The organism is Salinirubellus litoreus, assembly GCF_037335815.1.
Taxonomy (GTDB): domain Archaea; phylum Halobacteriota; class Halobacteria; order Halobacteriales; family Haloarculaceae; genus Salinirubellus; species Salinirubellus litoreus.
On the sequence record NZ_CP147841.1, the window covers coordinates 1,642,925 to 1,659,789 of the forward strand.

The 16,865-nt window shown below is 68.7% G+C and carries 18 protein-coding genes, 1 tRNA gene and 2 pseudogenes; 10 read left to right on the forward strand and 11 right to left on the reverse strand.

Going from position 1 to position 16,865, the window contains the following annotated elements:
• Window positions 1–32: 32 nt before the first annotated feature.
• The 3 genes from WDJ58_RS08005 to WDJ58_RS08015 form a co-directional block, all read right to left on the reverse strand.
• A complete protein-coding gene (locus WDJ58_RS08005) occupies window positions 33–881 on the reverse strand; it encodes a DUF7139 domain-containing protein (protein WP_338917146.1) in 849 nt (282 codons plus the stop codon).
• A gap of 132 nt (window positions 882–1,013) precedes the next feature.
• Window positions 1,014–1,826 carry a TrmB family transcriptional regulator gene (locus WDJ58_RS08010; protein ID WP_338917147.1) on the reverse strand — a complete coding sequence of 271 codons (813 nt, stop codon included), beginning with the start codon at window positions 1,824–1,826 and terminating at the stop codon, window positions 1,014–1,016.
• Window positions 1,827–1,942: 116 nt separating this feature from the next.
• Window positions 1,943–3,640 carry a DUF255 domain-containing protein gene (locus WDJ58_RS08015; RefSeq protein WP_338917148.1) on the reverse strand — a complete coding sequence of 566 codons (1,698 nt, stop codon included), beginning with the start codon at window positions 3,638–3,640 and terminating at the stop codon, window positions 1,943–1,945.
• Window positions 3,641–3,888: 248 nt separating this feature from the next.
• On the opposite strand from WDJ58_RS08015, the gene WDJ58_RS08020 reads away from it, so the two are divergent.
• Together WDJ58_RS08020 and WDJ58_RS08025 are read left to right on the forward strand one after the other, a co-directional pair.
• Window positions 3,889–4,428 (forward strand): FxsA family protein, encoded by a 540-nt coding sequence (locus tag WDJ58_RS08020; RefSeq protein ID WP_338917149.1) that lies wholly within the window; start codon window positions 3,889–3,891, stop codon window positions 4,426–4,428.
• Window positions 4,429–4,615: 187 nt separating this feature from the next.
• Window positions 4,616–4,690 (forward strand) — tRNA-Ile (locus WDJ58_RS08025).
• 162 nt (window positions 4,691–4,852) lie between these two features.
• Here WDJ58_RS08025 and WDJ58_RS08030 read toward each other — a convergent pair.
• Window positions 4,853–4,993: pseudogene (locus tag WDJ58_RS08030) on the reverse strand (IS5/IS1182 family transposase); the annotation flags it as partial.
• Window positions 4,994–5,206: 213 nt separating this feature from the next.
• Between WDJ58_RS08030 and WDJ58_RS08035 the strand changes: the two are divergent.
• Entirely contained in the window at window positions 5,207–6,316 is a 1,110-nt protein-coding gene (locus tag WDJ58_RS08035) for a mandelate racemase/muconate lactonizing enzyme family protein (protein ID WP_338917150.1), read from the forward strand.
• Between the two features lie 450 nt (window positions 6,317–6,766).
• On the opposite strand, the pseudogene WDJ58_RS08040 reads toward WDJ58_RS08035, so the two are convergent.
• Together WDJ58_RS08040 and WDJ58_RS08045 are read right to left on the reverse strand one after the other, a co-directional pair.
• Window positions 6,767–6,901 (reverse strand): annotated as a pseudogene (locus WDJ58_RS08040) (IS5/IS1182 family transposase); the annotation flags it as partial.
• 15 nt (window positions 6,902–6,916) lie between these two features.
• A complete protein-coding gene (locus tag WDJ58_RS08045; RefSeq protein WP_338917151.1) occupies window positions 6,917–7,264 on the reverse strand; it encodes a hypothetical protein in 348 nt (115 codons plus the stop codon).
• A gap of 17 nt (window positions 7,265–7,281) precedes the next feature.
• Here WDJ58_RS08045 and WDJ58_RS08050 point away from each other — a divergent pair, with 17 nt between their 5' ends.
• The gene (locus tag WDJ58_RS08050) at window positions 7,282–7,533 is read left to right on the forward strand and encodes a HalOD1 output domain-containing protein (protein WP_338917152.1); all 252 of its coding nucleotides are present in this window, start codon (window positions 7,282–7,284) and stop codon (window positions 7,531–7,533) included.
• Window positions 7,534–7,554: 21 nt separating this feature from the next.
• Here the strand turns inward: WDJ58_RS08050 and WDJ58_RS08055 are convergent, their stop codons facing one another.
• Complete coding sequence (locus WDJ58_RS08055) at window positions 7,555–7,911, reverse strand: thioredoxin family protein (protein ID WP_338917153.1); 357 nt, start codon at window positions 7,909–7,911, stop codon at window positions 7,555–7,557.
• A gap of 100 nt (window positions 7,912–8,011) precedes the next feature.
• On the reverse strand, window positions 8,012–8,635 hold the full coding sequence (locus tag WDJ58_RS08060; protein WP_338917154.1) for a nitrous oxide reductase accessory protein NosL: 624 nt from the start codon (window positions 8,633–8,635) through the stop codon (window positions 8,012–8,014).
• Window positions 8,636–8,771: 136 nt separating this feature from the next.
• Here WDJ58_RS08060 and WDJ58_RS08065 point away from each other — a divergent pair, with 136 nt between their 5' ends.
• Genes WDJ58_RS08065 through WDJ58_RS08075 form a run of 3 tightly spaced genes read left to right on the forward strand, consistent with a single transcriptional unit; the run spans window position 8,772 to window position 12,432 of the window.
• A complete protein-coding gene (locus WDJ58_RS08065; RefSeq protein WP_338917155.1) occupies window positions 8,772–10,703 on the forward strand; it encodes a NosD domain-containing protein in 1,932 nt (643 codons plus the stop codon).
• The gene (locus WDJ58_RS08070) at window positions 10,700–11,539 is read left to right on the forward strand and encodes an ABC transporter ATP-binding protein (protein ID WP_338917156.1); all 840 of its coding nucleotides are present in this window, start codon (window positions 10,700–10,702) and stop codon (window positions 11,537–11,539) included. Before WDJ58_RS08065 ends, WDJ58_RS08070 begins: the two co-directional genes overlap by 4 nt.
• A complete protein-coding gene (locus WDJ58_RS08075; protein WP_338917157.1) occupies window positions 11,536–12,432 on the forward strand; it encodes an ABC transporter permease in 897 nt (298 codons plus the stop codon). The genes WDJ58_RS08070 and WDJ58_RS08075 overlap by 4 nt, the downstream gene beginning before the upstream one ends.
• Window positions 12,433–12,467: 35 nt before the next feature.
• On the opposite strand, the gene WDJ58_RS08080 is transcribed toward WDJ58_RS08075, so the two are convergent.
• Entirely contained in the window at window positions 12,468–13,070 is a 603-nt protein-coding gene (locus tag WDJ58_RS08080; protein ID WP_338917158.1) for a conditioned medium-induced protein 4, read from the reverse strand.
• A gap of 225 nt (window positions 13,071–13,295) precedes the next feature.
• Here WDJ58_RS08080 and WDJ58_RS08085 point away from each other — a divergent pair, with 225 nt between their 5' ends.
• A complete protein-coding gene (locus WDJ58_RS08085) occupies window positions 13,296–13,610 on the forward strand; it encodes a hypothetical protein (protein WP_338917159.1) in 315 nt (104 codons plus the stop codon).
• A gap of 140 nt (window positions 13,611–13,750) precedes the next feature.
• On the opposite strand, the gene WDJ58_RS08090 is transcribed toward WDJ58_RS08085, so the two are convergent.
• On the reverse strand, window positions 13,751–14,986 hold the full coding sequence (locus WDJ58_RS08090) for a GNAT family N-acetyltransferase (RefSeq protein WP_338917160.1): 1,236 nt from the start codon (window positions 14,984–14,986) through the stop codon (window positions 13,751–13,753).
• 186 nt (window positions 14,987–15,172) lie between these two features.
• On the opposite strand from WDJ58_RS08090, the gene WDJ58_RS08095 reads away from it, so the two are divergent.
• Entirely contained in the window at window positions 15,173–15,427 is a 255-nt protein-coding gene (locus tag WDJ58_RS08095) for a hypothetical protein (RefSeq protein ID WP_338917161.1), read from the forward strand.
• 60 nt (window positions 15,428–15,487) lie between these two features.
• The gene (locus WDJ58_RS08100) at window positions 15,488–15,754 is read left to right on the forward strand and encodes a hypothetical protein (RefSeq protein WP_338917162.1); all 267 of its coding nucleotides are present in this window, start codon (window positions 15,488–15,490) and stop codon (window positions 15,752–15,754) included.
• A 362-nt stretch (window positions 15,755–16,116) separates the two neighbouring features.
• Here the strand turns inward: WDJ58_RS08100 and WDJ58_RS08105 are convergent, their stop codons facing one another.
• A complete protein-coding gene (locus WDJ58_RS08105) occupies window positions 16,117–16,710 on the reverse strand; it encodes a hypothetical protein (protein WP_338917163.1) in 594 nt (197 codons plus the stop codon).
• Window positions 16,711–16,865: the final 155 nt, after the last annotated feature.

The following is a 16,865-nucleotide window of genomic DNA, read 5'->3' on the forward strand; positions in this document are numbered from 1 at the left end:
GGTGTAGAACGCTCCGGAAGGGGGAACGCAGGCTACTCGATCCGCTCGATGCCCGAGACGTTCGCCTCCCACTCCTCGCAGGGCTCCATGTCGTCCATGACCTCGCCGTTGAACCCACAGTACGGCTTCATGCCGTCGTTCGTCCGGACGTAGTTGAAGTGCGCGCAGTTGCCGCAGTAGACGTCGCCGCGGGGGTCGGGGCTCGGCTCGTCCAGGAACTCGGCGTCGTGTCCCGCGGCCGTCGAGCCGCCGTCGCTCACAGGCGCTCGGCTCTCGCCCGCTCCGGCGGTCTGGGTCGGCGTCTCGCCGTCGGGGGCACTCCCCAGGAAGCCGATCCCCGAGAGGCGGCTCCGGAGCCCCTCGTTCGACACCTCGACGACTCGCGTCCGTCCCTGCTTGGTGATCTCAAGTTTGACCGTCCCGCCGGGGTCGTTGCGGGTCTTGAAGTTCGCGACGGCGGTGAACACCGCCCAGAACGTCGTCAGGATCCCCAGGAAGTAGATGCCGGAGACGGGGAGGGTGTAATCGGTCTCCATGCCGTACCACTGCATCGGGTAGAACTCCCAGAAGAGCAGGACGCCGAACAGGGCGATGAGCGAGCCGACGGCCGAGGCGACCCGGACGCGCCGATCGGACTGGGGGAGGACGGTCACGACGCCGATGAAGGTGAGCGGGAGGCCGACACCGGCGGCGATGACCGCGACCTCGCGGGCCTCGAAGACCCCCAGCCCGAACGCGTCGGCGGCCGCGGTCGAGGTACCGAAGACGACCCCCGTCACCGCGAGCACGACGCCGACGAGGAAGAGCCCGACGCCGGCGTAGAGCCGTCGGAGGCCGGCTCCTCCCCTGTCTCGCTCGTACACCTCCGAGAGACTAGCCATGGGCCGAGTTGCCCGCGCTCACACAAAAGGCTACGTCAGACGTCCGTCCGACGCCGGTCGGTTTCGGGACGCTCGACCCTCGAGAACGGGTTCGGGGCACGCCCGCCCCGTCGCGACTCCCGGTTCGAGAGCTCAGAGCACGAGCGGGTCGGCCGCGTCCCACCGCGGCCCGAACTCGGTGCGGACGGACTCGGCGAACTCGCGGTCGGTCAGCGCGATCATCCCGAACACCTCCTCGTCGTTCAGGGGGTGGGGGACCTCGATGACGGTCTCGCCGCGGTCGAGGAGCGCGAAGGTCCCGGAGACGTTCCCGCTGGTGCGGACCTCGAACCGGTCGTCGCCCGACAGCGACTCGCGGTAGCGCGCCCCGACCGACTCGGGGAGCAACGGGACCAGGTCCGGGCGCATCAGCAGGCGGACGTCGACGCCGCGGTCGAGCGCCGCGACGAACTCGTCGAGGACGAGGCTACCGACGCCGTCGACCGCCGCCTCGAAGAACCGCTCGGTGTACGTCGAGAGGACGAACACGATCCGCTCGTCGGCCGCCGCCAGCCGCTCGACCAGGAGGTCGACGACCTCCTCCGGGCCGACCGCGGCCGTCCAGAAGGTCTCCTCGGCCGGCTCCGTGGTTTCGAGCTCGCCCTGGAGTGACTCGACGACCTCGGCGTACTGGTCGGCCTTGCGATCGAGTTCGCGCCGCTTGTCCGCGAGCAGCCGTTCGAGCGCGGTGGTCGGCTCGACGGCGGCGTACTTCTTCGGGCGGCTGGCGGACTGCGACCGGATCATGTCGGCCTGCTCGATACTGTTGAGAACGTCATAGATCCGGCCCATCGGGACGTCGCTGACCCGAGACAACTCTTTGGCGGTTGTCGGGCCCGTCTCCAGGAGCGATCGGTAGGCCCGGGCCTCGTACTCGGAGAGTCCGAGGTCTCTCAGGTCTGCCATCATCCCTTGGAGAGCGTGCGGGCGTATAAACACTCCGGGAGTTTTCGACGGCCGTGGCCGACGGACGCCCGGGCTACGGAGCACGCTTCCCGGCAGGGGTCGATCGGAGTGGCCGATCACTCCAGCGAGGGCTGGTCGGTTTCGCCCACGCGGGTCGCCAGCTCCTCGGGATCGCTCGCTGGAGCCGAGCGCTCCCCCCCTCGACGGACGACGGCGGTCTCGCGGTCGCCCGGGACGACCACCTTCTCGTGGTCGGCGATCCGGAGGGCGGCGCGGTGGAGGTCGGTCCCCGCCGGGGGCGTCTCGACGACCAGCGGGTCGTAGTGGTGTCGGGCACACGCGGCGGCGTAGGCGGCCACCTCGACGCCCATCCGATCCGCCGCGCCGGCGAACGCCGAGAGCGCCTCGCCCGCCGCCTCGCGGTACCGGTCCTCTCCTGAGAGGTACGCGAGGTCGACCAGCGCGTCCGCACACTCGACGTTCGTATCGAGCGGGCGCAGGGGGCGGTCGAGCAGTCCCGGCCCCTCCGTGGGGCCGTCGAGGAACGCGCCGTCGGTCGCCTGCAGGGAGAGCGTCTCCTCCGCGATCTCGCGGGCCGCGTCGAGGTACTCCTCCGCGCCGGTCACCTGGACGGCGGTGGTGAGCCCGGCGAGGAGGCGGGCCGAATCGACGAGGAGTCCGCTCGTGCCCACCTCGGTTCCGTCGGCGTAGTGGGTAACCGTCCCCCCGTCGACGAGCTCGTCGAGGACGTGGTCGAGGGCGCGCTCCGCGTAGCGCCGGGGGGCCTCGGTGTCGGTGACAGAGTGGAGGCAGAACAGCGCGTCGGCCGCGAGGCCGTTTCGGTCGGCGAAGGTGGTCGGATCGACGTGCGGCGCGTCGGCCTCCTCGCGGTCGCTGGCTTCGAGGGTGTAGTAGTCGCCGCCGGCCTGGGAGCCGGCGAACGCCTCGCCCGTCCAGAGGGTCGTGGTGAGGTAGTCCGCGCCGCTCTCGGCCGCCTCGCGGTAGGTGTCGTTGCCGGTGTAGAGGTAGCCCGTCACGAACGCCCGGAGGACGGCGGCGTTCTCGTCGAGGAGCTTCTCGCGGTGGAGCCCCGACCAGTCGCGGTTCTCGGTGTAGCGGTAGAACCCGCCGTCGTAGGTGTCGTGGAGGTGGGCGTGGATCGCCTCGAGGGTGCGGGTCGCGCGGTCGCGGTCGCGCTTGGCCGCAAACTCCACGGTACGAGGAAGGGGGAACTTCCCGCCCTGTCCCCAGCCGCCGAACTCCTCGTCGAAGGAGGCGGCGACCTGCTCGACCATGTGCGCCTCGACCTCCGCAGTGACCTCGCCGGCGGGGGGGTCGGGGTCCTGGAGCGCACGGGGGACCCGGCCCGCGTCGACACCCTTGGAGGCCCACATCTCCCGCACCGAGTCGAGTATCCCCCTGAAGCCGTCCGGTCCGAGGTAGGTCGCGCCGGTCATCACCTCCCCGCCGGGCGTCAGAAAGACCGTCGAGGGGAACCCGCCCATGTTGTACCGTTCCCGGACCTGCGGGTTGCGGTCGGCGTCCACCCGTATCGGGACGAACCCCTCGCCGACGTGGGCGGCGAGACGCGGCTCGGAGAACGTGGCGGAGTCCATCTCCGAACACGCCACGCACCACGGCGCGGTCAGGTAGAGCAGGACGGGTTCGGTCCGGGCATCCGCGTGATCGAACGTGGTCGGTCCCCACTCCCGCCAGTCGACGAGCGTCCCGTGGCGAGCGGTCGCGGTTTCGTTCCCTCTCGCGTCCCCGCTACCGCCCCCGTCGGTCCCTCCGGCGTCGGCGTCGTCGGTCATGGTCGTCGTTGGAGGTGAGGCCGGGAAAGCCCTGCCGTTCGGTGTCGCAGTGGCTCGGCCAGACATCAGGGTCGCGTTTGCCGCAGGCTGTCCCTGGCGGTCTCGAAGGGCGAGGGCTTCGGGGTTCTGTTCCAGTCTCCGACTCCCTCGCTGTCGGAACCACATCCATGGCCCGACTGGTCTCTGAAACCGTACGAACCGAACCCAGTCCGGAAAGGGTTACAAGACCCCCGAACCTACGTGCCGACATGGACCTGCGTCTCGTCGGCGTCCTGCTGCTCATCCCGCTGCTGGACGTGATGCTGCTGGTGATCCTCGCCACGCAGCTCGGCGCGGTCGCCACCGTCGCGCTGGTCGTCCTGACCGCCCTTATCGGGCTGTTGCTCGTCCGCGCGGAGGGACGACACACCCTGCGGAAGCTCGAGTCGAAGGTCGCCGCCGGCGAGATACCCACGGACGAACTGCTCGACGGCGGACTCATCCTCGTCGCCGGGGCGCTGCTGCTCACCCCCGGGCTCGTCACCGACCTCGTGGGGCTCGTCCTCGTGATCCCGCCGTCGCGCTACCCGGTCCGCGTGCTCCTGAAGAAGTACGTGGTCACGCCCTACCTCGACGCGAAGGCTCGGGGGATGGTCTCCGGATCGGTCTACACCGGCGGGTTCCCCGGCGCGAGCGAGACCGGCGGCGGCCGGACCGTCGAGGTCGACGAGGCGGACTACCGCTTCGACGATGCCGACGACCGGGACCGCGACTCTCGCGACGGCGGTACCGGAACGCCCGAGGACTGACGGGTCTCGCCGTGGCGACAGCCGGTGAGGACTGACGAACCTCGCCGCGGTGATGGTCGGAGTAGTCCGACCGCTCCGTCGCCACACCGCCGATCACCACACTCTCCTCGCCGTGTTATCTCACTCCATAGCCTGCCAAAGCGGAACGCTTAAACGATTCTCGGCGGTACGTCGTGATGCGCCGACGGGGCCAGTAGCTCAGCCAGGTACGAGCGCTCGGCTGATAACCGGGAGGCCCTCGGTTCAAATCCGAGCTGGCCCATCTACCCTCTCGACGTTTTCAAATCACCACGCGGAAATGTATCATTTGTATGGTGTGTCTGGGGTCCGAGGCTCATCTGAACCGTATCCACGACGTTTTCTCCCGGACCCTCGCCTCGCATGGTGGTGCCCTACTACCGAAAAGAGTCGTTATCTCCTACCCATCGAGCGCTTCGCGGTAGGACTTTTCCAGGCAAATCCGGAGACGGTGCAGAGAAACGACGGCGTAATTAACGAGTCCGCCGCCACCCCGTGGGACGGCGGATCTACCTCGACCACCGACAGCACGTCTGGCCAGCGTCATGAACTGTTCAGTGAAATCGTGTATAACCGATTGGAACCATCCCTCGTTTCCCGCTTCGGCTCCCTGGTTGTGGCGGATCGGGTCGGCGCCGTCTGGCGATTCATCGGGGCCATGGTACCCTTTATTATCAGCGGTTCTGATACGATCGAACGGAACATGGAAATCACGAATATTGAGCCGTATATCGTTCCGATCCCACCGGAAGGTGGAGAGATGGTCGAAGACGGTCATTTTTGGACCGAAACGAACTGGGTGTTCATCGAGGTCGAGACCGACGAGGGTGTTGTAGGCGTCGGAGAAGCCAACTGGACAGTGTTCCGGGCAAGGACCGTGGTACAGGCTCTTGAAGACATGGAGCGATTCGCCGTCGGACTGAACCCGTTTGATGTGGAAACGTTGCGCCAACGTATGTACAACGGCAACCACTTCCTTCACACCCCCGGCGTTGTTCAGTCGATGGTCATCGGCGCGATCGAGATGGCCTGCTGGGACATCATGGGAAAGGTGACCGGTCAGCCCGTATACAACCTTCTCGGCGGCAAGGTCAACGATCGGATCCGGTCGTACACGTACATGCATTATAAATGGATGCCACCAGAGCCCCCCGAGAAAGCCGCTGAAGCTGCCCGTCACTACGTCGACAAGGGTTTTACTGCAGTCAAGCTCGATCCCGTCCGACCGAAAGAGGGTCCCCGAAACCCCCGTATCGACGAACTCGAGTACGCGGAGGCGGCGGTCGCCGCCGTTCGCGAGGAGGTGGGCAACGAAGCGGATATCCTTATCGGCACCCACGGGCAACTGTACACACATTCGGCCCGACGGCTTGCCGCCCGTCTCGAACCGTACGATCCACTCTGGTTCGAAGAGCCCGTCCCACCGGAGAACTTCGGCGAGCTTCGAGAGGTCGTCGATTCGACGAGTATTCCGGTATCGACAGGTGAACGACTCCTGACCGTCCACCAGATGGCCCAGGCCGTCGAGAACGGCGTCAGGATCATACAACCGAACGTGGGACTGACGGGACTCCTCGAAGCACGCAAGATGGCCGGAATCGCCCAGGCTCACTACGCTCAAGTGGCGCCCTGGATGTATGCGGGACCGATCGCGGGCGCAGCCAGCGTCCACCTGTGTGCGGCCATCCCAAACTATCTCCTCCAGGAGTCTCTCGAGGGGTGGAACGGATTCCACAACGACATTCTCGAAGATGGTCTCGAATGGGATAACGGCGATCTTATCCCGCCGGAGAAGCCGGGACTCGGCGTCGAGTTCGACAGGTCGGTGCTTGAGTCGTACGCAGGGGAATATCGTCCGGAATCCAGCTAAAGGGCTCCGGTGAATCGCTTGACGACGTTCGATTCACTGGTCACGGCTTGATTGATGTCGTAGACCGTACACCTCAGCACGATATCCGAAATTTGCGGTACCACGCTCGATCGTCGAGAAGCCGGTCTCAGACAGCGCTCGTCGGCCCTATCTTTCATCAAGGAGAGAATCCCGCCGTGTACGGCGGGCGTGAATCCGACACGCACACGTATGTTGTCTGGGGAGTGAGTAAGTATCACCGACACAAAAGAACTGAGATACCTCCGAGTCACCGGGGCAGAACCACCCGAACCCACCGGCGGATAGGAGTAACGGGGGCGTGGCACTCCCATCGACACGTCGGGTCGTACACGTACGTTCCCAACCCAGCGGTGCGGGGCCGTGGGAAGCCTCGCCGTGTACGGCGAGGAGGATGTCACCGAGACCCATCGGTTGCGCCCACAACAGCGCATCGACGGGTCGAAACCCACGATGCTTGATGCGCGGCTTCACGCCTTCTTTCCGTAGCTTATCGCGTAATTGCCGCCGGTCGTAGCCTCGATCGGCGGCGAGACTGTGCAAATCGCCCGACGCGACGCGGGCGAGTGTCCGGCGTCCGTCTCACCTCATGCCGTTCCGACCGGCTCGATCGCGGCCCATCGAGATGCCGGAGCTCCCCGCGAGGTCGTCAATGATCGGGGCGATCTGAGCGAACGCATCCTCGAGACGCACTACGACAGAGCCTCGGAGCACCAGCGAATGCGTCGACGTCGCGAATATCTCCCGGAGGACTTCCGGACGGTCGAACCAGCGACCGAACGAAGAGGGGGACTCGCTTATCCCGGGCTGGTCCATCGTGGCCAGTCGACTCCCGTCGGCGTCCAACCTTGCTTCGATCCCGCAGTCTCCCGAGGCCCCTCTCCAGGGCCTGCATCTGCAACCCACCCGCTCTCTACCCTGGAAGACCATGATAGAGTAGACGCGAGATGTCCGACCGAATGAACTCGACCACCATCGCCGGTCCCGTCTCGATGTGCGACCGGGTCCGGGGTGAGGTCGCCCGACACGAGGGCGTGCCGCCGGAACGGCTGGACCAGCGCCTCGACGCCGTGATCGACACCGAGGCGCTGAACGAACTCATCGCCGGCGAGTCGGCGACGGTGTCGTTCAGCTACTGCGGCTACGACGTCCTGGTCTCCAGCGCTGGTGTCGTGACGGTCGATCCGCTCGACCGATAGCCCGTCTCCGATACGGCGTCGTCAGTCGCGTCGGCTCGACTCCACGAACGAGATCACCGCGTCGGCCCCCTGGAACCCGTCGGCGAGGCGACCGACGAGGTCGCCGTCCTCGAAGAGGAGGAGCGTCGGAACCGACGAGATCGCGTACCGCTCGGCGAGGTCGAACGCGTGGCCGGCGTTGACCATCGCCACCGTCGCGTCCGTGACCCGGGCGACGTTCCCGAGCACCGGCTCCATCGCCGCGCACATCGAACAGCCGTTGGTGTAGAATTCGACGAGGAGCAGATCCGTCGACTCGCGGAGGTCGTCGAACTCCTCGCTCCCGTCGAGTCGTCGGGGATTCCGGTGCTCTCCGTCGGTGTCGGTCGTGTTTCTCATGTGCAACACTATGCGGTGTGGACCTAAAGCTCTGTCCCGCCGGTCGGTGTCCCGTTCCGTCCCATCGTGTCTCCTCGCCTTCCCCGTCCCTTTCCACCCGTCACTTCCCGATCAGTCCTTCACCGATATCACCGTACTCGACGACCTCGCCGCCGTACGCCCCGGCGAACGCCGTCGCGTCGTCCTCAGCGGAGAACGGGACGAAGTCGGGCCCCATCGCGCCCCGTACCTCGCTCTCTACGACGTAGTAGAGCTCCGCTGCGGGTGCGAACGCGTCCGCAGCGACGTGCGAGGAGATGTACGTCTCGCCGCCCTCGCCCGTCACGTCGTAGTCGACGCCGCTGTAGTCGGTGGCGTACTGGGCGGCCACCGACCATCCCCGGTTCTCGCGTTCGAGCCGGTAGGGGAACATGCACTGCTTGAGCGCGTCGAAGTAGGCGGGGTTCTCGTGGCCTTCGGGGGCGTTCTCCTCGAAGAATACCTGTCCGACCGGCCCTGGGTGCTTCTGGATGACCATCCCGCAGTTGTCACACGCCTGGCCGGCGTCGAGGGCGATCGGCTCGGGGGCAGACGGCCCGCCTCCGAAGGAGGTGCACCCAGCGAGACCGGCGAGGACGGCGCTCGCCCCGGCGGTGAGGACCGTCCGACGGGTAGGGGGGTGAGCGTGGTCGCAGTCGGTACCGTTCGAGTGAACGTGTCGTGTCGGGTATGTCTCCTCGTGCATCGGGGCCACCAGAGCGGTAGTATTGCTCTTCCGTGGGACTACTATCCACGTATACTTGAGCACCGCGCCCGTTCTCACTGCCCAAGAACGGTCGCAGTCCGGTTACCTCTTGCCGTTCGAGTGCCACCGACAGTCGATGGACCCCCGTCCAGCCCTCGCCGTCCTGGTCGCCGTCCTCCTGCTGGGAAGTTCCGCGTTCGCGGTCGACGTGGCCGGCGGCCGGCAGTACGAACCGGTTCCGTTCGAGGACACCATCGAACTCGGCATGACCGGTGCGGTGACGGTCCGGGCCGACGGCGGATCGGGATCGTTCGCCGTCCCGAAGGCCGAGGCGTTCTACTCGGGATACCGGTACGTCGTCGGCTACTACGGCGTCGAGACGCTCGTCGACCACCTCGAGAGCGACGGACACGAGGTGACCTTCGGTCGCCCGCTCGCGGTGTTCGTCACCGACTTCGCCGATAGCGGCGTCTCGCTCTCCCCGGAGGGGTACCTCACGCTCCCTGATTCCCTCGGCCAACACACCGGGTGGGTTCCAGCGAGCGAGGCGGTCTACGTCGTCGGGAGCGAGGCGCGCACTCCCGCCGGTCCGGTTGTCGTCCCGTTCTCCTCGCGAGCCGCCGCCACGTCGTTCGTCGAGGCGTACGGCGGCGAGGTGCGCGAGTGGAGCGATGTCCGCGAGACGTCGTTCGGGACGGGTGCGGCGACCCGGGATGGCATGCGCGAGGCCGTCCGCGAACGGACCGTGTGGGCCGACCAGCAGGTGGCGGCGACCCGAACGCTCCTCGACCGGCCCGTCTCGATCGTCGTGGGCGAGGACGCACCTACCGTGGCGGCGGCCGTCGCCAGCGCGCCGCCGAACACCACCGTCCGGATCCCGGCGGGCACCTACGACGTTCCCGAGCTCACGGTAGAGAAACCCCTGACCATCCGGGGGGTGGGCAACGCCACCCACCTCCGGGGTAGCGGGAACGGCAGCGTGGTCCGGGTTCGAGCCTCGAACGTCGCCGTCGTCGACCTCCGGATCACGGGCGTCGGCAACCGGACCTCGCCGGACGTCCGGCGGGGCAACGACACCGACTGGGACTACGCCGTCCAGATGGGGTACGGCTTCGGCGACGCCGCCGTCGACGTCGTGGGCGTGAGCGGCACCCTCGTCGACGGTGTCTGGACGCGGACGCCCTCGAACGGGGTCCTCCTGCGCGACACGAACGGGACGGTCGTCGAGGGCGTGACCGTCGTCGGCGAGGAGGAGTGGATGGACGGGTTCATGGGCGTGATGTCGATGCGCGCCCGCCCCGTCGTCCAGGACTCGACGTTCGTCGAGGGGCGGGACGGCGTCTACACCCACCTCTCGGACGGCATCGTCGTCCGGGACAACCGGATGCGGGGGAACCGTTTCGGTGTCCACCTGATGTACACCTCCGACGCGCTGCTGGCGAACAACACGGTTCGGGACGCGGGTATCGGGCTCGTCGTGATGACCCGGCCCGAGGGGAACGCACTCGTCGACAACGACGTGCGATCGAGCAACGCGGGCATGAGCGTCGCCGGCGGGCGATCGTACGTCGCGGGGAACGTCCTCGTCGAGAACCGATACGGTCTGCAGACCCCCTCCAGGCGGACGCTGTACGAGCGGAACGTCCTCGCGTACAACGACGTCGGGCTCCGGGCGTCCTCGATACTACCGACCAACCGAGTCGTGTCGAACGACTTCGTCCACAACGACCTGCCGGTGACGGCCGCGCTCGGTCCCCTCCAGGTGCTCACCGTCGACGGCCGGGGGAACTACTGGGCCGACGCGCCCGGCTTCGACCGCGACGGTGACGGCGTCATAGAGCGGGAGTACGCCCCGACCGGGGCGGTCGACCGGCTCGTCGGTCGAGTCGGGGGAGCGCGGACGCTCGCCCACTCACCAGGCCTCGCCGCCGTCAGAGCGCTGGGCGAGGCCGTTCCCGGTCTGCGAGGTACGGGGGCGCTCGACACCGCACCGCTTGCCCGACCCGTCCGCCCGGAGGTCGTCGCAGCGCTGAACCGATCGACCGACGCGACGGAGGTGCGCGCGTGACCGCGGACCGGGGCTCCGGGGTGTCGGGGGCGGACACACAGGACGAACGAGCCCACCGCGAGACTGACCCCGAACCGGGACCGGAGGCCGGCGAGCGGGGGTCGGTCCTGCGCGTCGAGGGGGTCTCGCGGTCGTTCGGTGACCTCGACGTCCTCCGGGACGTCTCGCTGTCACTCGCCTCCGGAACCGTCGGCTCCGTCGTCGGTCCGAACGGCTCGGGCAAGTCGACCCTCCTGCGGGCGCTCGCCGGGCTCTCCCCGCACGGGGGCACCGTCGAGTTGGCGGCGGGCGGTCCGAGAGCCGTCGGGTACCTCCCGCAGTCCCCCGCGTTTCGGCCCCGGTTCACGGTCGGGGAGACGCTCGAATTCTACGCCGACCTCCTCACGGGGGAGGTCGACGTGGACGCGGCGCTCGAGCGGGTCGGGATGGCCGGGGCCGCCGACCGCCGGACCGAGGCGCTCTCGGGCGGGATGCGTCGGTTGCTCGGCATCGCGCAGGCGACGCTCGGCGACCCGCCCCTCCTGCTGCTCGACGAGCCGACGAGCGATCTCGATCCGCGGATGACCGAGCACATCTTCGGCGTGATCGAGGGGATCGTATCGGAGGGTGCCGCGGTCCTCCTCGCCACGCACGATCACCGCGGCGTCGAGCGGAGCGACCGGGTCTTCCTGCTGGACGAGGGCCACATCGTCGTCTCGGGGTCGCCCGGAGAGCTCCGTGGGGACACCGACTCGGCGCTCGACGCGCTGTTCGCCGAGTACGTCGCGGACCCGACGGCCGACCTCACCGTCGGGACGCACGACGCCGTCGACGACGGCGGGGGTGGGGGATCGTGAGCGGCGAGAGCGACGGATCGGACGGATCGCGTCCCCGGGTCGGGGGACTCTCCGACGTCGGATCTCGCGAGCAGCGGGCGGTCCTCTCCCGATTCCTCGCGACCGTCGAGCGCGAACTGACCACGGTCGTCCGGACCCGATCACTGCTGGCGGTCACCGTTGGCTACGCCGTCGTCGTGGTCGGACTCGCCTCGGTCGCCGACACCACGGGGTACGTCCCGGCGGTGCTGAACCTGCTGACACCGACCGAGGTGCTGGTCCCGGCGCTCGCGGTCGCCTTCGGTTACGAGGCGGTGCTCGGCGACCGGACGCGCGGCGAACTCGACGTCATCCGGACCTACCCGCTCGGTCGCCGGGAGTACCTCCTCGCGGTCTACGTCGGCCGCGCGGTCGTCCTCCTGTTCGCCGTGCTCGTGCCGCTGTTCCTCGTCGCGGGACTCGTCACGGCGACGGGCGGGGCGAGGACCTCGGTGATCGCCTCGCACGCTGGCGTGGACTCGTTCGTCCTGTACGTCCGGTTCGTCGTCCTGACGGCGCTGCTGGCACTCGTCGCGCTGGCCGTCGCGGTCGCCGTCTCGGCGGCTGCCGGCGGCCCGCGCTCGGCCGCCGCGCTCGGCGTCGGGGCCGTCGTCGCACTGGTCGTCGGTATCGACCTCGCCATCGTCGCCGGACTCGGCGCGGCGTTCCCGGCCGCCGCCCTCCCGGCCGTCCTCGCGATCTCGCCGACCGGGGCGTACCGGGGACTGGTGCTGGGGAGCGTCCTCGACGTGGCACTCGCCGAGGCGCCGGCCGCCGGCGCACCGCTGCTCTCGCTCGTCGGCCTGCTCGCCTGGCTGGTCGGGTCGCTCGTGCTCGCGACCCTCGTGGTCGCACCGCCCGGGAGTCGACGGTAGGTTCTCGGTCGTCCGTCCGCAGGGCCGGACGGCGCTCAGTCGACGATCTCGGCCATCGTCCGTCGATCGACGAGCGAGACGGCGGCGAGGTCACGCCCGTCGGCGATTCCCAGCAGCGACTCGAACTCGGCCGGGTAGTAGTAGCCGCTCCGGCGGGCGTCGGCCCGCCTGCGGAGTACGCCCGCGTACCGGCTCGCGGTCGACTCGGGGACGCCGAGTTCGCGCGCGGCCTCGGCCGCCGTCACACCCCCCGACAGCGCCCCCCGGAGGGCCGAGAGGTCGAACGGCGCGTCCGTGTCCGCCGGGCGGAACAGGTGGAGGTTGCGGCGTGCGCGGGCGACCTGCCTCGCCGTGACGCCGAGCCGTTCGGCGACCCCGTCGTCGCTCGACCCGGCGTAGAACCCGCGGACGACAGCTGCGAGAGCCGCATCGTCGAGCCCGCTTCGGAACCCGTAGCGCGCTCGCATCCCGGCGACCAGTTCGCGGAGGCCGGCCTCGACGTCGCGGTCGTCGAGGACCGCGCCGCGGGCGACCTCCTGGTGTTCGGTGAACGTCGACTCCGCCGCCACCGACGCGTAGAGCTCCCGTAGGTTCCGTACACGCTCCTGCCGACTCGTGCTCTCCGTCGTAGGAATCACACCAACACGCGGCTTCGCGGCTGTGCCGTCTTTGCCGCGAGCGAACGGCGCTCTCGCTCGTGACTGCCTCCGAAAGGTCTCACGACGGTATAACCCGTTCAGGGAAGGGTGACCGCCTCGCCCAGCCCCGCCCGGGGCGGATCCGCGAATAGGCCGGACCGCTCGTACCGTGGGCTCGCGACCGCTCCGGTAGTGTTTTCGCCCTGGCGGGTCAAGCCGCGAGCAATGATCCAGCGCCTGTCGGACCAGCTCGAGAAGGAGTCCCGCGACCTGCGGGTCCTCGCGGCGGTCATCGAGCACCATCCCATCGGTATCGTCCGGCTCTCGAAGGAGACCGGCATCCCTGACCACAAGGTTCGGTACTCGCTCCGGATGCTCGAGAACGACGAGCTCATCGAGGCGACCCAGCAGGGGGCGATCCCCGGCGACGACATCGGGGGACGGGTCGAGGAGCTGAACGCCGGTATCGGGTCGCTCGTCGAGCGACTGGAGTCTCTCAAGACCGAACTGCCGGAAGCCGAGGACGCCACGGCCGACTGACGCGGGGCTCCGTCCTTCTCCCCCGGAAGATCGAAGCCCGCCGACGGACGGTCGACCGGGAGCGGATCCCCGACTATCGAGCGCCGCGACCGTCCGGTTTCCCCCGGGACCCGACGGACGCCGGACCCCGAACTGTCGGCTCAGAACCCCTCCCGGAGCCACACGGGCTCGGCCGGGAACACCGCATCGAGCCGCTCGATCACGCCGGCAGGGTGGTCGATATGCCCTGCCGTCGCCATCGCGGAGGCGTCCCGGTAGCCGACCGCCAGTTGCGAGAGCCGACCCACGCCGAGCGACACCTCCGCGTCGCGCTCCGCCGGTGCGCACTCCGCTCGCCCGTCTCCGACCGACAGCCGGAACGACCGGTCGTTCGCGTCGACGAGCGGGTCGCTGACTCCCACGACGAGCTCGTCGTCCACCTCCTGGGGGTACGAGAGCGCCGAGAGCCCCCCGGCGACGTCGACCAGTCGGACCATGTGTCCCGCCTCGATCTCGACCGTCACCGACGAGGGGTCGTCGACGGTTTCGAGGATCACGACTTCGGGGTCGAACGGCGCGGCGAACCGCACCGTCCCGACCTGCGAGTCGTGATCGCCGAGGAAGCGAAAGAGCTGTCGGCGGGCGACCGGGTCCGCCCACGACGCCTCCCGGACGCGTAGCTCGCGCCCGTCGTCGCCGTCCTCGACGACGTAGGTGAGGTACGCCCGGGGCTCCCCGTTCTCGTCCTCCCAGCGGTAGACGTAGGGGTCGGTCCCCCAGCCCTCGAACACCCGCTCGCGCCACCACGCCTCCGTCCGGTCGACGTGGAGCCCGCGACCGGCGTCGTGGGCCTCGTGGACCGGGACGAATCGCTCCCACTCCCCTGCCTCCGTGGACCGGAACTCGCCGCGCCGGTCGGCTCCCGCGGCCCCGAGTTCGCCCGGCGGGGCCTCGACGCGGAGGTACTTCGAGCCGGTCCCCCAGCCGAGACGCCGATAGAACGACCGTTTGAACGGCCACAGCGCCGAGAACCGGATCCCCTCGTCGTCGAGCTCGCCGAGCATCCGTCGGAGCAGTTCGCGGACGTACCCCCGACGGCGGTGTTCGGGAGGCGTGGCGACGGCCGTGACGCCGCCGAGCCGGTGGTAGGATCCCCGGATCCGCGTCCGGAAGTCGTGGTAGCCCGCAACCGCGACCGGGTCGTCCAGATCGGGGCGATAGAGCCCGCGCTGGGCCCGCTCGACCTCGGCGTCGTCCGTGTCACCGCCGTCGCTTCCCTCGTCCGACGAATCCTCGGTCGAGGTATCCGGGGGGCCGTCGGTCGGGCGGAAGGCGTACCGCACGTACCGGTCGAACGTGTCGTCGTCCACCTCGCGGTACCCGAGGTCCTCGTCCATGCCGCTCCGGTGATCGGGCGGGCGTATCAGTGCGTCGCCCCCGTGTCAGGCCGTGTCGAGCCCTGTCCGGCGCTCGGTACCCCGGCGCTACTCCCGGGCCGGTCTCACCGTGAGCTCCCGTTCGAGGTACGCACCGCCACCGCCCGGAACCGTCAGTTTCACCCCCTCCCGGACCGACGTTCGGGTATGTCGCTCCTGCAGGCCGCGGGGATCGACCTCGACCCGCCGCGCTGGCTGACGTTCCTGCTCGTCCTCGCCGTCGGGGTCGCGGTGTCGGGGTTCGCCGACTTCGCGCTCTCACAGGCCGGCTACGGCGGTCTCGGGGCGTACGTCTGGGCCGTCGGCTACGCCGGGACGGTGCTCCTGTTGTTCGTCCTCTACCTCCGGCCGCTCGAGATCACGGGGCCGGACGGCGAGGACGGGGCCGAGCCCGACCGGTAGTCCCGCGCGGCGGCGAGTAACGGAAATCTTAAGCGGTCGGTATCGTGAGTTGGGACAAGGATGTTCGCGCCACCGCTGCAGGTCGTCGACAGCTTCCTCCTCCAGTACAACGTGGGGCAGGCGCTCCTCTTCCTCTACATCCTGACGACGCTCGCGGCCCTGCCGCTCAAATCACAGAAGATCATCGGTATCAACACGCTGGTCTTCGGGCTCATCTTCCTCCTCACCCCCACGGGGCCGTCCGCGCTCCAGCCAGTCGAGTTCCAGTTCCTCGGGCTCGCGCTCCTGTTCGTCGGGCCGTTCCTCGTCCTCACCGCGAACCGCTGATCCCGGGCTCGCCAACCGCCACTACTCGCCGGTCCCGCCATTACTCGCCAATCCCGCCATCCCCGAGTCCGACCCGCTCACCACCTCTCCCAGCTACTGACACCCTTGCCCGGAGATGGTCTCCACCGGGACCGCAGGATCGGCGAACCGCTCGTCCGTTCGATCCCACTGTTTCCGGTAGCTGTCGGGGGGCGCGTGCGAAATGCGCGCGCTGGATCTCGGACGGGGTTACGCCGGCTCTCGGGTGGCTGGGTCGCGTAGCGCCGGGGGTGAATCGGTCACACGGTCGGCCGCGGACCGATCGGTGCAGGACGACTGCCCCCGTGAAATCGGCCCGGACGAGCGTCTTCGGCGGAGCGAGCCTACCCACCCTCCAGTGTCCAGCAGGTCCGGGAGAGGAGGCTGTCGTCGATGTGACTGCGCAGTTCGCGGACCATCCGTTCCCCGGTCACCCGGTACACCGCCCGGTGTGTGTACGCATCGGGCGGAAGCGGTGTCGATGTCGTCCCCCCCGCGTCGGCGGTCGGCGTCGCCGGAACCGCGTCGACCGAGAGGCTGACGACGTATCGCTCGCCCACCGTCTCGACGGAGTGGATCCGGAGCGACTCGACGTCCCCGTACTCCTCGTTGGTCGCGAGGGCGTACACGCGTTCGAACTCCCCGACGAACGCCTCGACGGTCTCCTCCGTCAGCTCCGGGGGTGGGCTCGGCACCCCGTCGATGTCCGGCAGTGGCCCGCACGTCTCGGGGAACGGAACCGGCGTTTCGGTCGGAGTCGGCGTCGGTGAGGCCGCCGTCGCCCCCGACGTCTCGGTCGCCGACGCTGCCGTCTCCGTGGGCGTCGACCTGGGCTCGGTTCCGCCGTTCGAGCTCGACGATTCGTCGCCTATGCAACCGCTCAGGCCGCTGAAGCCGACCACGCCCATCGTCACTCTGAGGACGTCACGTCGACGCACGCCCGGGTGTAGCTCGAGTCCGTGAAAGTAGGTGCCGATAGCTCAAACGTGTCCTTCATGCACACGCTGAGCGGGTGATCCGTCGACTCGCGGGCGAGACGGGTAGACCAGCACCGATCGACCGGTCGCACTCCGCGACCGAAGGCGGTTCCGTC